Below are 14,612 nucleotides of genomic sequence, written 5' to 3' on the forward strand. Positions count from 1 at the left end.
CAAGTTCTGGTTGACACGGGGCGACAGGTGATCCGAGGATGTGAGTCTCCATGACTCAACCCCCTCGGAGGTCGAAACGTGCCCGCTGCACCCTGGCGCAGCCCGGAGAAGCGCAACATCCTGATCTTCGTCGGCATCTCGCTCGTCTCCGGATTCGGCGGTACCGCACTCAACGTGGCCTCCGGGGTCTGGGTACTCGACCTCACCGGCTCCAGCAGCCTGGCCGCGCTCACCGGCCTCTGCCTCTTCGCCCCGACGCTCCTCGGCCCGGTCCTCGGCGCACTCGTGGACCGGCTCCCCCGCAGGCGACTGATCGTCTGGACCCACCTGCTCACCGCCGTGGCCGTGCTCTCGCTGCTGGGGGTCCGTACCGACGCCCAGGTCTGGCTCGTCTACCTCGTGATGGTCGGCTACGGCACCAGCCTCGTCCTGGTCGACGCCGCCGAGAACGCCGTACTGCCGGCCGCTCTGCCACCGGCCGCCCTCGGCGGGGTCAACGGGCTGCGGACCAGCGCACAGGAGGGCGTGAAGCTGGTCGCCCCGCTGGCCGGGGCCGGACTCTTCGTCTGGCAGGGCGGACATCCGGTGGCCGCGCTCACCGCGGCGGCGTTGACCGTGGCCGCCGTCCTCTGCACGCTGCTCACGCTCCGCCCGCAGGGGGCGGAGTCCGCCGCCGCACGGCGCCAGGGCGGGCGAGGTCGGATCCGGGCCGGTGCCGCCTTCCTCTGGCGGCACTCCGAACTGCGCACACCCGTGCTGGTCGGCTCCGTCACCATCGCGATGTCCGGGCTCACCACCGCCGCCGTCTACGCCGTCGTCACCGAGGACCTGCACCAGCCCGCCGCGTTCGTCGGGGTGCTCTCCTCGGGGCAGGGCGCCGGATCGCTGCTCGGCGGCCTGCTGGTCGGCCGGCTGCTGCGTACCCGGGGAAGCCTCGCCGTCGGCGCACTCGGCGCCGCCCTCTTCGCCCTCGGTACCCTCGGCCGGCTCGTCCCGTGGTCCCCGGCGGCCGTCGCCTGCTCGGTGGTGGTCGGGATCGGCCTGCCCTGGACCCTGGTGGCGGCCGTGACGGCGGTGCAGTCCCGGACCCCCGAGGCGTTGCTCGGGCGGGTGTCCGGCAGCGCCAACACCCTGCTCTTCGCGCCCGTCGCGCTCGCCACGCCGGTCGGCGCGGCCCTGGTCCTGCCGGATCACCGCCTGCCGCTGGTCGTCGCCGCCCTGCTCTGCCTCGGCACCGGGCTCGTCGCGCTCCGCTCGGCCCGGCGCGCCGCGGACGGGGACGCCGTGCTCCACACCTGACCGGACGCGGAGTCGGACCCGCTAGCCGTGCTGCCGGCCAGCGGGTCCCGTCAGGCTGAGATCGGAGATCGTCACGTGGAGACGGCGAAGATGCCGGCCACCCCGAGCACCACCATCACCAACACCGCGACGAGGGCTCCGCGCTCGTTCTCCACCGCCGCCTGGTCCGGTCCATCCGGCTCGGCGTCCATGATCTCGCTGGACATGCTGTCCTCCCCTGGTCGTCGCCTGCTCTCCCACACGGGCAGGACGACCACCGCCGTACCGGCTCCGACGTCTGCCGCCGACCGACCGGTCACCCGGCGCCTCCGCTGGTACGCGCCGGTCGTCCTCCCCTGGGCACCCGCCCCGGGTGCCTGGGCCGCCCGGAGGCCGTGTACGAGCACGGCCCCACCGTCCTGCGCGATCGGGGCAACCCGACATCGGAGTTGCCGCTCTGGGCGATCGGAAACCCGGCAGCGCCGCCCGATTCCGGGGTAGCCTGCCCGTCCGGACCGTCGGTGGAACCGGGGGCGGAATCGCGCCGAAGCTCCGCCGCGTCCCGCCGCGACCGGATCCCGGCCGAACGAGGGGTTCCTGCGGGTTCCGGTGTTCCGCCCGGATCCGGCGCCGAATCGTGGGATCCGAACGCCGGACGGTTTCAGCGCTGGACCCAGCCGGTCGGTACCAGGATCGGCTGGTCGGGGTCGCCGGCCGGCACCAACCCGGCCGACCAGTCGCAGATCGTCGGCTCGCCCCGGGCCACCCAGCGGTCCCGCAGGGCGAGCGCGTCGGCGGCGTACCGGGCGGCGGACGGTCCGGCCGCCTGCACCGAACCGTCGGGGAGCAGCCCCGCCCCGCCGCCGTGCACCTCGTCCAGGAGCAGGCAGCCGCCGGGGCCGCCCCACCCGCCCGGCGGACCGGCGGAGAAGGTGGTCCGCCGGTCCCAGGCCCCGACCGCGAACCACAGGTCGTGGTAGCGGAAGACGTCCAGCGGCGGATGCCAGCAGGGCGGATGGCGCACCGTCGGCGGCGGCAGTGTGTCGGTGCGCTGCGGCGCCGGATGTCCTCCCGGATAGCGGGCCGCCAGCGGTCCGGCCGCCGACATGAACCCGGCGCGCAGCTCGCCGCGCGCCTCGCCCGTCCCCGGCCCGCCCGGCCGGATCCGCAGCACCGGATGGTTTCCGGCGTGTTCGACCGGTGCAAGCAGGTAGCCGTCCGCCGCGAGCTGGTCCAGCCAGCGCGGTGACACCCCGGTCACCCCGACCGTGACCACCACCCGGTCGTACCCGGCGTCGGCCGGCACGCCGAGGTAACCGTCGCCGAGGCGTACGTCGACGGCGTCGGCCAGCCCGACCCGGCGCAGCGCCGCCCCGGCCCGCTCGACGACGTCCGGGGCGATGTCCACCGTGGTCACCCGGGCACCCATGGTCGCCATCAGGGCCGCGTTGTAACCGGTACCGACGCCGATCTCCAGTACCCGGATGCCGGGGCGCAGCTCCAACGACTCGATCATCGCCGCCATCAGCGACGGCTGGCTCGACGAGCTGACCGGCACACCGTCGACGACCTTGGTGACCAGCGGATGGTTCCGATAGACGAGAGGGAGGAAGTCCGGATCGGCCGGCCCGACCCAGCGCCCGTCGCCGCCGTCGAAACCGGCCGCGACGAACTCCTCCCGGGGCACCGTGCCGAACGCCCGGAGCAGGTCGGCACCGTCGAGCAGACCGTCGCGGCGCAGTTGGTCGACGTACCGGGAGCGCAGCTCGGCCGCCGACGTCATGGCCGGCCCGCCGGACCGGCCGGGCCGGACCGCCTCAGTGTCCGACCCAGCTCTCGCTGCCCGGCAGCGCGAACGACGAGCGTGGCGAGTAGAAGCCCCACAGCAACTCCAACGGGTTGGCCGGACGGAGCGCGTAGACGGGATGGTCCGGCGCGAGGAACTCCACCGACTCGATCTCGAACGGCGCGACCGGCTCGAAGATGTACGGGCAGGTGGCGCCGACGAGCTGGCTGCCGAGCCGGCTCAGGTAGCGGACGTGGCCCCGGTAGACCCGGGAGACGTTGCGGCCGACCCGGGCGGTGGTGCGGATCAGTGCCACACCGTCCACTTCGGTCACCGCCACCAGCGCCTGGCCGATGATCTCGATCGTGGTCCGGCCGGCGCCGGCCGGCACGCCGCGTACCGCCGCCTGGGTCTGGGCCAGCGGACTCGAACTCAGGTGGTGGGTGTACCACCGGCCCCGGCCCGCGTCGGCCAGGTCGAGGTCCGGGCCGAGTCCCGCCGCCGAGTAGCTGTCCAGCCCGGAGGTCTGGGCCGGGTCGTCCACCACGTACTGCTGGAGGAAGACCTGCCGGTTGGCCGGCAGTCGCAGGCCCGGCGGCACCATCGCCGCCACCGCCTCGGGGTCCGCCGGCACCCAGCCGAAGTGGAGCATCCGGCAGTGCACGACGAGTTGCGGCGGAACAGGCTGGCTCAACAGGGCTCCTGTCGCGTCGGGATAGCCGCGACGCTACGACCGGCCCCGGGCGCAGACAAGCGCAGGCGAGACGGAAAGTCGACAGTCACCTCCGCCGGCTCAGCCCGTTCGGGCCGCCCGGTGCAGATAGCCGGGCACGTCGGCGGCGTGGAACACCCGCTCGCTCGGCTCGATCCGGGCCAGGAAGTCGGCGTACCCCGCCGCCATCCGCAACGCCGCCACCGGGCGGAGCAGCTCCACCGCCCGGCCCGGGTCGCTGCCCGGGACGCTCGACCGCCAGCGCCGGACCCAGGACCGCAACAGCTCGCCGGCCGGCTCCGCATCGATCGCCTCGGTCAGCCGCAGAATGTCGAAGGCGGGATGGCCGACGAAGCCGTCCCCCCAGTCGATGATCACCCGGCGGTCGCCGTCGATCCGGACGTTGCCCGGATGCAGGTCGCCGTGGACCAGCACGTCCGGCAGGCCGCAGCGGCCCACCTCGGCCATCCGGTCCGGCAGGCCGTCCAGCAGCGACCGCACCGGCGCCAGGTCGGCGCCGTGCGCGGTCAGCTGGTCGCGTACGGTCCGGGCCAGTGCCGCGCCGCGCCGGTCCGGTACGCCGGCGGCGACCAGCCGCTCGACCTGCCCCACCGAGGCGAGCTGGATCCGGTGCTGGTCGGCGGCGACCGCGTCCCGCCCAGCCGGGTGCAGCCGGTAGCCGTCCTCGCCCGGCACGTGCTCCAGCAGCATCCGTCCGCAGCCGTCGGCGGCCAGCAGCACCGGCACCAGGTCGGGTACCGCCGTGCCGAGCCAGCGCAGCAGCACCGCCTCGTGCGCGAAGAACCCGGGTACCTGCTTGAGCCAGACCGGGCCACCGGCCTCGCCGGCCGACCCCGCCGCGTCGAGTCGCCAGATCGCCGACAGGTTCCAGGCCCGCTGCGGCACGGCCAGGTGTGGACCCCGGCCGGCCCGGTGCAGTTCGGCGGCGGCCCAGCGCAGGCTCGCGGCCGGTCCACCCGGCTCGGCCCAGGGCGCCCGCAGCGGCTCTGCCGACAGGTCCACCTCGGACGGTGCCAGCGGCACGCCGGGCGGCACCCGTGCGCCCGGGTCGAGTTGGGCCAGGTAGCCGACTGTGCCGCCGTGCGGCTCGGGCCGGTCGGTGTGCAGCAGCCGCAGTACCGAGACGTCGATGCCGTACCGGGCCCGGGCACCGGCCACCACGTCGCCGACCTCCTGCCACCAGGGCGCCGGTACGTCGTACGCGGGCAGCACGCCGAGCGGCCGGCCGGTGCCGTCGAGCAGGTGCAGCAGTACGGTCCGGGTCACGGCCACCAGGCTCTCGCCGGTCGGCTCCCGACCTGCCCCACCTGGCGGGCCTGGGCCGGCGGCAACGACTCCGACCAGCGGCGGCGCAGCCGGTCGAGGTCGGCCGGGGCGATCCGGCCGGGCAGACGCAGCCGGGCCATGCCGCCGTCCGGGAAGACGTCCAGCCGGACCTCGGTGGCGGTCGGCACGGCGTCGACCGGGAACCGGTGCCGGGTGTCCGGCTGCAACCGGGTGCGCGGCAGAATCTCGAACCAGGCCGCCTCGTCCGCCGGGTCGGCGATCCGGGTGTCCACGCCGCGCAGCCTCGCCGCCGCCGGTGCGTTCCCCTTGAAGTGGCTGGTGTCCAGCTCGACCTGGCGGATCTGCCCGGGTGCGGCCAGCCGGACCCGTACCCAGTCGTTGCCGTCGTCGCGGCGCCGGGCGGTCTCCCAGCCCTCGCCCATGCTCCGGGCCAGCCCGGGCGCGATCAACTGCCGGGGCGAACCGTAGAACATGTCGCTGCACCCGACCACCAGGCCGCCGTGTTCCAGCGCCGCGAGGTCGAGCTGCCCGTCGGGGAAGAGCGCCGGATCGGGTACGACCACACCGTGCACGCGCAGCCGGGCCACCCCGCCGTCGGGGTAGATCCGCAGCCGTACGTGCGTGTAGCGGCGTGGGTCGTCCACCTCGAAGAGGTTACGACCGTCCCCGCGCAACGCCGCCCTCGGCACCAGGGTGGCCCAGTCGGCGTCGGCCAGCTCGGCCGGATCGGGATATCCGGCCATCCCGCACGCCTCCACCGAGGCGTACGGCGGATAGTTGCCGACGAAGTGCGAGGTGTCCACCACCACCCCGGTGACCACGCCGGGGGCGCCGAGCCGGACGACCGCCCAGTCGTGTCCGGGCTCCCGGCGGCGGCGGGTCTCCCAGCCGTCGTACACCTGGCCCTTGGCCCCGAAGGTGCCGGCGGCGAAGGCCGGCGGCTCGTCGGTGACCAGGTTGTCCCGGGCGGCGAAGAACTCGTCGTTGGCCGCCACCACCCCACCGCCGAGGGACCGTGCCGCCAGGTCGGGCAGTTCGGTGAAGGCGCTCATCCGGGCCCCTTTCCGGCCGGCAGGCCCCGGTCATTCGCTCGACGGTCGTCCCGGGACAGCAGACGTCCCCGGGGCGGGTCCGTCGCGGCGACCGGTTCGCCGCGCAGCCAGGTGGCCCGGACCACCCCGGTCAACCGACGCCCGGCGTACGGGGTAACGGGGTGCCGGTGCAGCAGCCGGGCCGGCTCGACGGTCCACTCCGCGTCCGGGTCCAGCGCCACCAGGTCGGCGTCGGCGCCGGCCCGCAGCACCCCCTTGCCGGGCAGCCCGGCGATCTCGGCGGGCCGCCGCGCCATCCAGCGCACCAGGTCGGTGAGCCCGTGCCCGCGCCGCCGCGCCTCGGTCCAGACCACCGGCAGGCCGAGCTGCACCGAGGCGATCCCGCCCCAGGCGGCGCCGAAGTCGCCGCTGTCGAGCCGCTTCAGGGCGGGAGGGCACGGCGAGTGGTCCGAGACGACACAGTCGACCAGCCCGTCGGCCAGGCCGGCCCAGAGCGCCGCCCGGTTCGCCGCGTCCCGGATCGGCGGACAGCACTTGAACTCGGTCGCCCCGTCCGGGACCTCGGCGGCGTCCAGGGTCAGGTAGTGCGGGCAGGTCTCCACGGTCACCCGTACCCCGTCGGCGCGGGCGGCGGCGATCGCCGGCAGTGCGTCGGCGGCGGACAGGTGCAGGACGTGCACCCGCCGGCCGGTCCGCCGGGCCGCGTCCAGCACCACTTCGACCGCGCGCCGCTCGGCGACCGGCGGCCGGGAGCCGAGGAAGTCCGCGTACCGGGCCGAGGCGGGCGCGACGGCGATCCGGGCCGGATCCTCGGCGTGCACCACGAAGAGCGCGTCGACGGCGGTCAGCGCCTCGTGCAGCCCGGCCGGATCCAGCGGCGGGAACTCCGGCACCCCCGAGTCGACCAGGAACGCCTTGAACCCGAGCACCCCGGCGGCGTACAGCGCCGGCAGCTCGGCCAGGTGCTCCGGGACGGCGCCGCCCCAGAAGCCGACGTCGACGTGGCACCGGCCCCGGGCCGCGTCCCGCTTGCGGCGCAGCGCCGGCACGGTGACCGTCGGCGGTACCGAGTTGAGCGGCATGTCGACGATCGTGGTCACCCCGCCGGCCAGTGCGGCCCGGGTGGCCGAGGCGAAGCCCTCCCACTCGGTGCGCCCCGGCTCGTTGACGTGCACGTGTGTGTCCACCAGCCCCGGCAGCAGGGCCAGGTCACCGAGGTCGGTGCCGGGCACCTCGTCGTATCCGGCCACCCGGACGATCCGACCGTCGCGTACGCAGATCGCCGCCGGCCGCTCACCGTCGGGCAGTACCGCCCGGCGGGACCGCAGCACCAGGTCGTACCCGCTCATCGCTCCCCTCCCCCGCACGCCCGGCAGTGGTCACACCGCCGACAGCGTGGCCCGGTCGTAGCCGGTCTCCTCCTCGGTCAGCGCGCCGCAGTCGAGCCCGCGCAGCAGGAAGCCGGCGAGTGCCCGCGCCGTCGCCGGCTCGTCCAGGATCCCGCCGGAGCGCCCCGCAAGGTACGCCCGCAGCCGCGCCACCGCCGCCGCCCGCCCCTCCCGGAAGAACGCGTACGTGCCGGCGAACCGGGTCGGCAACTGGGCCGGATGCAGGTCCCAGCCCTGGTAGAAGCCGCGTTCCAACCCGCGCCGGACCAGCGCGGCATGCTCCGCCCAGCCGGCCTGCACGGCGGCGGTGTCGCCGACCGGGAGCAGGTTGGTCGAGCCGTCGGCCAGCCGTACCCCGGTCTCGGCGGCGGCGACCTGCATCACCGCCTTGGCGAAGTCGGCGACCGGATGCGCCAGGCTCTGCTGCGCGGCGGCGATCCCGCAGGCGGCGCTGTAGTCGTAGGTGCCGTAGTGCAGTCCGGTGCACCGGCCGGCGGCCGCCCCGATCAACCGGCCCGGCGTCGCCAGCCCGTCCGGGCCGAGGATCGCGGCCGGCGTCTCGATCTGCACCTCGAAGCGCAGCCAGCCGGCCGGCAGCCCGTACGCCGCCTCCAGCCGCTCGCAGAGCAGCACCATCGCCTCGACCTGGGCGGGCACGCTCACCTTCGGCAGCGTCACCACGAACCGGTCGGCCGGGGGCAGCTCGGCACCGCCGTCGCGCAGCGCGTCGAGGAAGAGGTCCAGGGTACGGACCGCCCGGCGCCGTACCGGCCCGGTCAGGCTCTTGATCCGCAGCCCGGCGAACGGCACCCCGAGCCCGTCGCCGACCAGCCGCCCCGCCTCCCGGGCCGCCGCGTCCTCGACCTCGTCGTCGGGTGTCCCGTAGCCGTCCTCGAAGTCGATCCGCAGGTCCTCGATCGGCTCCCGGCGCAGCTTGTCGACCACCCGGTCGTGCAGCTCGGCCGGGTACGGCAGCGGCGGGTGCTCGCGCAACGCCGTCAGTGCGGCCGCACCCCAGCGCGCCGCCAGCCCCGGGCCGCAGCGGTCGGCCGGCACGTAGACGGTGTGCACCGGCTGCCGCCCGGACGGCTGGCCGGGATAGCGGCGCCGCAGCTCGGCGTCGACCGGCGCCAGCCGTCCGTCCAGTTCGACCAGGACGTCCGGGGGGAGCCGGCCCATCAGCCGGTCCCGGTCAGGTGCTCGGGTCGGACCGGTACCCGGGCCAGCGGCAGCCCGGTCGCCGCCCGGATCGCGGCCACGATCGCCGGGGTGGCCGAGATGGCCGGCGGCTCCCCCACCCCGCGCAGCCCGTACGGGGCGTGCGGGTCCGCCAGCTCCAGCACGTCGACCGTCATCGGCGGCACGTCGGCGATGGTCGGGATCAGATAGTCGGTGAAGGACGGATTCCTGATCACCCCGTCGACGACCTGGAGTTCCTCCATCAGCGCCAGCCCGAGTCCCTGGGCCGTGCCGCCGTGGATCTGGCCCAGCACCGCCTCCGGGTTCATCGCCCGGCCGACGTCCTGGGCGGTGGCGATCTCCACCACCCGGACCAGCCCGAGTTCGGGGTCCACGTCCACGGTGGCCCGGTGCGCCGCGAAGGCGTACTGCACGTGCGCTTCGCCCTGCCCGGTCACCGGGTCCAGCGGCCGGGTCGGGCGGTGCCGCCAGCGGGCGGTCTCCTCGACCGGGCCGGCGGCGAGCAGTTCGACCAGGGTGCCGAGGGTGCGGCCGGCGGGATCCCGTACCGCACCGTCGGCGAACTCCAGCCCGTCGGCGAACTCCAGCCCGTCCGCGTCCGGCCGGCCGGCGGAGTCGGCCAGTCGCGCCGCCAGCGCCGCCCGGACCGCCCGGCAGGCCGCCCGCACCGCACCCCCGGTCATGTACGTCTGCCGGGACGCCGACGACGACCCCGCGCTCCCCACCGAGGTGTCCGCGGTCGCCACCACCACCCGCTCGACCCCCAGCTCGGTCCGGGCGATCTGGGCCTGCACCGTCACCAGCCCCTGCCCCACCTCGGCCGCGGCGGTGTGCACCAGCACGGTCGGCTCGCCGCCGAGCAGCTCCAGCCGGACCCGCGCCGTCGAGTAGTCGTCGAACCCCTCGGAGAAGCAGACGTTCTTGATCCCGATCGCGTAGCCGACCCCCCGGACCACCTGCTCCGGCGCGGTCGTGTTCGCCACCCCGCCCGGCAGCCGCCGCGGGTCGTCGCCGGCCGGCGGCGGTGCCGGCCGGTCCCGGACCAGCTCCAGCAACCGGGCCACCGGCGCCGGCCCCTCCACCCGCTGCCCGGTCGGCATCACCCCGCCCTCGGCCAGCGCGTTGCGGACCCGCAGTTGCACCGGATCCAGCCCGACCGCCTCGGCGAGCCGGTCCATCTGCGACTCGTACCCGAAGCACGCCTGCACCGCCCCGAACCCGCGCATCGCCCCGCACGGCGGGTTGTTGGTGTGCACCCCGTACGCGTCGACGGTCACGTTCGGCACCCGGTACGGCCCCACCCCGAGGGTGGCCGCGTTCGCCACCACCGCCGGGGTGGTCGACGTGTACGCCCCACCGTCGAGCAGGATCCGGGCCCGTACGTAGACCAGCTCGCCGTCCCGGGTCGCGCCGTGCTCGTAGCGGAGGATCGCCGGGTGCCGGTGCACGTGCCCGACGAACGACTCCTCCCGGCCGTAGACCATCTTCACCGGCCGCCCGGTACGCAGGGCCAGCAGGCTGGCGTGCACCTGCATCGACAGGTCCTCCCGGGCACCGAACGCGCCACCGACCCCGGCCAGGCTCAGCCGGACCGACTCGACCGGCAGCCCGAGCGCGGCGGCGACCTGCCGCTGGTCGGCGTGCAGCCACTGGGTGGCGACGTACAGCTCGATCCCGCCGTCGTCGGCCGGCACCGCCAGCCCCGACTCCGGCCCGAGAAACGCCTGGTCCTGCATGCCGACCCGGTATTCCCCGGTCACCACCACCTCGGCGGTGACGTCCGGGTCGCCCCGGCGGATCGGCACGTGCCGCACCAGCCGGCCAGCGACGAGCGCCGCCTCCGGGTCCGTCACCGGCTCCCGCACCAGGTAGTCGACCATGATCCGCTCGGCCGCCCGCCGCGCCGTCTCCGGATGGTCGGCGGCCACGATCGCCACCGGCTCGCCCCGGTAGCAGACCTCGTCGACGGCGAGCACCGGTTGGTCCGCCACCTCCAGCCCGTAGTGCCGGTCGCCCGGCACGTCGTCGGCGGTCAGTACCGCGTACACGCCCGGCACGGCGAGTGCGGGGCCGATGTCGATGCCCCGGATCGTCGCCGACGGGTGCGGGCTGCGCAGGGTGGCGCCCCACAGCATGTCGTCGACCCACAGGTCCGACGAGAACGCGAACTCGCCGCGCACCTTCAGCGCGCCGTCCGGTCGTACCGGACTGGCCCCGATCCCCTGGGAGGCCGGCGCCGCCGCATCCGGGCGCGGCCCGGCCCCGCCTCCCGCGCGCCGCACCTCGCCCGGCGGGCCGGTCATCGCCGCGCCCGCCTGACCAGGGTCCGGTGCGCCCGGCGAAGCCCCCGGGCCAGCCCGGCCGGGTCGGCCGTGCGCAGCTCGCCGTTGTCGACCACCGGCTCACCCCCGACCAGCGACAGCTCCACCGGGGCCGGCGGCCCGAAGACCAGCGCCGCCACCGGGTCGTCGATGCCGACGTGGCCGAGCCCGTCCAGCCGCCACAGCACCACGTCGGCGAGCTTGCCGACCTCCAGCGAGCCGAGCTGGTCGGCCCGGCCGAGGCAGCGCGCCCCGCCGACGGTGCCGAGCGCGAGCGCGTCCCGGGCGGTCAGCGCCGCCGCGCCGCCGCGCAGCCGGGCCGTGTAGAGGGCCTGGCGCAGCTCCGCGCCGAGCTGGCCGGCCTCCTGCGAGGCCGGTCCGTCGACGCCGAGCCCGACCGGTACGCCCCGGTCCAGCAGTTCCCGGACCCGCGCCGCACCGGCACCGAGCCGGGCGTTCGAGCTGGGACAGTGCGCGACCGAGGTACCGGTACGGGCCAGCGCGTCCAGCCCGGCGTCGTCCAGGTGTACGCCGTGCGCGAGCCAGACGTCCGGGCCGAGCCAGCCGAGCCGTTCGGCGTACTCGACCGGGGTGCAGCCGTGGGTCTGCCGGCAGTACTCCTCCTCGTCGACGGTCTCGGCGAGATGGGTGTGCAGCCGTACGCCCCGGCGCCGGGCCAGCGCCGCCGACTCGGCCATCAGCTTCGCGGTGACGCTGAACGGCGAGCAGGGTGCCACCGCCACCCGCAGCATCGCGTCGTCGGCCGGGTCGTGGTAGCGGTCGATCGCCTCCTCGGTGCCGATCAGCGCCGCCTCGGTCTCCTCGACGATCTCGTCCGGCGGCAGCCCGCCCGCCGACGCACCGAGATCCATCGAGCCCCGGCAGGGGTGGAACCGCAAGCCCACCCCACGGGCCGCCTCGACCTGTGCGGCCATCAGGTCACCGGCGCCGGCCGGATGGACGTAGTGGTGGTCGGTGCTGGTGGTGCAGCCGTGCAGCGCCAGCCAGCCGAGCCCGGCGGCGGTGGTCGCGGCCACCACCTCGGCGTCCAGCCCGGCCCAGACCGGATAGAGCGCCCTCAGCCAGCCGAACAGCTCCTCCTGCTGCGCCATCCCCCGGGTCGCCCACTGGTAGAGGTGGTGGTGGGTGTTCACCAGGCCGGGGGTGGCGAGGCAGCCGGTGCCGTCGATCCGGCGTACCGAGCGGTGGTAGCGGGGGGCGTGCCCGGGGCCGACCGCGACGATCCGGCCCTCGTCGAGCACCAGGTGCCCGTCGGAGTACTCGGTCCCGGCCGGGTCGACCGTGGCGACGGCGCAGTTCTCGATGATGATCACGATTCGTCCTCCCGGCCGGCGGCCAGACGTACCGCCGTCAGGATCTTCTCGTACCCGGTGCACCGGCACAGGTTTCCGGCCAACGCCTCCCTGATCTCCTCCTCGGCCGGGGACGGCGTCCGAGCCAGCAGGTCGTGTACGGCGACCACCAGTCCCGGGGTACAGAATCCGCACTGCACGGCCCCGGCCGCGACGAACGCCCGCTGCACCGGGTCGAGTTCGCCCGGCCCCGGGCCGAGCCCCTCCACGGTGACCACCTCGCGGCCCCGGGCCTGCCCGGCCGGGACCAGGCAGGCGCAGACCGGCTCGCCGTCCAGATAGACCGTGCAGGAGCCGCACTCGCCCTGCTCGCAGGCGTTCTTGGCGCCGGGCAGCCCGAGCCGCTCCCGCAGCAGGTGCAGCAGGCTCTCCCCGGCCCAGACGTCGTCGGCCCGGCGCGGCGCGCCGTTGACCACGCAGTCGATCCTCACCCGTCGGCCCCCTTCCGCCGATGTTCCGCCCAGACCCGCTGCACCGCCCGCCGGGCCAGTACCCCGAGCGCGTGCCGGCGGTAGGCGGCCGTGCCGCGTACGTCGTCGATCGGACTCGCCGCCGCCGCGACCAGCTCGCCGAAGCGGCGGACCAGCGGTTCCGGCAGCGCGGCCCGGTGCGCCCAGGGCAGCTCGGCGGCGAGCAACTCCTCGGCGGCCACCGCCCGGACCGGCGTCGGTGCCGCCGAACCGATCCCGGTGCCAACCGTCCGGTTCGCCGGCCGCAGCGCCAGCGCGAACGAGCAGACCGCGATCACCATCGCGTTCCTGGTGCCGACCTTGGCGAACTGCTCCGGCCCGCCGTCCGGCCCGATCAGGACGGCGGCGATCAGCTCGTCCGGGGCCAGCACGCTGCGCTTCGGTCCGGTGCAGAAGCCGGTCACCGGCACCCGGCGGACGCCCCGGACCGAGGCCAGCTCCACCAGCGCCCCGGCGGCGAGCAGCGGCGGCAGCGCGTCCCCGGCCGGTGAGGCCGAGCCGAGGTTGCCGCCGACGGTGCCCCGGTTGCGGATCTGCGCCGAACCGACCGTCCGGGCCGCCATCGCCAGCCCCGGCACCCGGTCGGCCAGTTCGGTGACGATCCGCCGGTACGGCACCCCGGCGCCGAGCCGCAGCAGGCCGTCCTCGACGCCCCAGTCGGCCAGCCCGGCGACCCGACCCAGGTCGAGCAGGGCCGGCGGGCGGCGGCGGGCGAAGTTCAGCTCCACCATCACGTCGGTGCCGCCGGCCACCGGCAGCGCCTCCGGGTACGCCGCCCGCGCCGCCAGCGCCTCGGCCCAGCTCTCCGGTTGCAGGAACTCCATCAGCCCGGCCCGCCGTCCCCGGCCCCCGCCGCCTCGGGTGTGCGGGTCTCCACCTCGGGTGTGCGGGTCACGGTGCCCTCGATCAGCCCGTACGGCCGGTCGGTGGCCACGAACACCTCGCCCGGGTTGTCCAGCCCGAACGGCGCCAGATCGACCAGCAGGTGGTGGCGATTGGGCAGGGCCAGCCGCACCTCGGCGATCTCCGGGCGCTCGGCGAGCACCCGGTGCCCCATCGCGTACAGGGTCTGTTGCAGCGAGCGGCTGTAGGTCTGCACGAACGCGTCGACCAGCGCGGCCCGCACCCCGGCGTACGACCCCGCCCAGTCCCGCCCTCCATCGGTCGGGTCGACGTCGTGGTGCCGCCACGACGCCTCGACGGCGGTGGCCAGGATCCGGTCGTCGGTCTCCGGCAGCGTCGTGTACCGGTCCTTCAGGTAGCCCCTGAACTCGGAGTCGGTGCTGTTCAGCAGTACCAGCCCGGTCAGCCCGGACTGCACCGTGCCGCCCTCGGCGTCCACGGTCACCGTCGCGGTACGACTCTCGGCGCCGTCGCGCTGGAACGAGTGCGGGCCGAGCCGCCGCCAGCCGTGCTCGGTCAGCTCCACCCGGGCCCGGGAGATCGCCGGTGCGCTCCGGACGAAGTGCCGGGCGAGCAGCAGGCCGAACTCCTCGGGCTGGTCGACGCCGTGTTCCCGGGCAAAGGCGTAGACGGTGTTCTTCTGCGAGTCGGTGGGGAGCACGTGCGCGTTGTCCCCGCTGCGGTGCACCTCGTCGAGGTCCCCGGCGAGCGCGATGCTGACGGTCAGGTCGCGCAGTTCGTGCCGGGGACCGTCCCGGCGTACCCGGACCAGCCGCACCTCGGCCTTGCCGTACTGGTTCGCGCCAAGCACGATCGCCACC

At 75.4% G+C, this 14,612-nt stretch carries 13 protein-coding genes; 1 reads left to right on the plus strand and 12 read right to left on the minus strand.

What is annotated here, in order from left to right:
* Positions 1–78 precede the first annotated feature (78 nt).
* A complete protein-coding gene (locus C6361_RS23885; protein WP_107269070.1) occupies positions 79–1,299 on the plus strand; it encodes an MFS transporter in 1,221 nt (406 codons plus the stop codon).
* A 71-nt stretch (positions 1,300–1,370) separates the two neighbouring features.
* Here C6361_RS23885 and C6361_RS38845 read toward each other — a convergent pair whose 3' ends face one another.
* The 12 genes from C6361_RS38845 to pucL form a co-directional block, all read right to left on the minus strand.
* Positions 1,371–1,505, minus strand: coding sequence for a hypothetical protein (locus C6361_RS38845; protein WP_255416232.1), 135 nt, complete (start codon positions 1,503–1,505; stop codon positions 1,371–1,373).
* Between the two features lie 434 nt (positions 1,506–1,939).
* Positions 1,940–3,061 carry a protein-L-isoaspartate O-methyltransferase gene (locus C6361_RS23895; protein WP_107269071.1) on the minus strand — a complete coding sequence of 374 codons (1,122 nt, stop codon included), beginning with the start codon at positions 3,059–3,061 and terminating at the stop codon, positions 1,940–1,942.
* A 34-nt stretch (positions 3,062–3,095) separates the two neighbouring features.
* Entirely contained in the window at positions 3,096–3,758 is a 663-nt protein-coding gene (locus C6361_RS23900; RefSeq protein ID WP_199853064.1) for a hypothetical protein, read from the minus strand.
* Between the two features lie 99 nt (positions 3,759–3,857).
* Complete coding sequence (locus tag C6361_RS39040; RefSeq protein WP_107271140.1) at positions 3,858–5,063, minus strand: aminoglycoside phosphotransferase family protein; 1,206 nt, start codon at positions 5,061–5,063, stop codon at positions 3,858–3,860.
* On the minus strand, positions 5,060–6,136 hold the full coding sequence (alc, locus tag C6361_RS23910; protein WP_107269072.1) for an allantoicase: 1,077 nt from the start codon (positions 6,134–6,136) through the stop codon (positions 5,060–5,062). The genes C6361_RS39040 and alc overlap by 4 nt, the downstream gene beginning before the upstream one ends.
* Entirely contained in the window at positions 6,133–7,485 is a 1,353-nt protein-coding gene (gene allB / locus C6361_RS23915; protein ID WP_107269073.1) for an allantoinase AllB, read from the minus strand. The genes alc and allB overlap by 4 nt, the downstream gene beginning before the upstream one ends.
* Before the next feature lie 30 nt (positions 7,486–7,515).
* Complete coding sequence (locus tag C6361_RS23920) at positions 7,516–8,703, minus strand: hypothetical protein (protein ID WP_107269074.1); 1,188 nt, start codon at positions 8,701–8,703, stop codon at positions 7,516–7,518.
* On the minus strand, positions 8,703–11,027 hold the full coding sequence (gene pucD / locus C6361_RS23925) for a xanthine dehydrogenase subunit D (RefSeq protein ID WP_107269075.1): 2,325 nt from the start codon (positions 11,025–11,027) through the stop codon (positions 8,703–8,705). Before pucD ends, C6361_RS23920 begins: the two co-directional genes overlap by 1 nt.
* Positions 11,024–12,379, minus strand: coding sequence for an 8-oxoguanine deaminase (locus C6361_RS23930; RefSeq protein ID WP_107269076.1), 1,356 nt, complete (start codon positions 12,377–12,379; stop codon positions 11,024–11,026). The genes pucD and C6361_RS23930 overlap by 4 nt, the downstream gene beginning before the upstream one ends.
* Entirely contained in the window at positions 12,376–12,849 is a 474-nt protein-coding gene (locus C6361_RS23935; RefSeq protein ID WP_107262940.1) for a (2Fe-2S)-binding protein, read from the minus strand. The genes C6361_RS23930 and C6361_RS23935 overlap by 4 nt, the downstream gene beginning before the upstream one ends.
* Positions 12,846–13,712, minus strand: a complete 867-nt coding sequence (locus C6361_RS23940; RefSeq protein WP_107269077.1) for a xanthine dehydrogenase family protein subunit M — start codon at positions 13,710–13,712, stop codon at positions 12,846–12,848. The genes C6361_RS23935 and C6361_RS23940 overlap by 4 nt, the downstream gene beginning before the upstream one ends.
* Entirely contained in the window at positions 13,712–14,611 is a 900-nt protein-coding gene (gene pucL / locus C6361_RS23945; RefSeq protein ID WP_107271141.1) for a factor-independent urate hydroxylase, read from the minus strand. The genes C6361_RS23940 and pucL overlap by 1 nt, the downstream gene beginning before the upstream one ends.
* Between the last annotated feature and the right edge of the window lies 1 nt (position 14,612).

Source organism: Plantactinospora sp. BC1, from assembly GCF_003030345.1.
Lineage (GTDB): Bacteria > Actinomycetota > Actinomycetes > Mycobacteriales > Micromonosporaceae > Plantactinospora.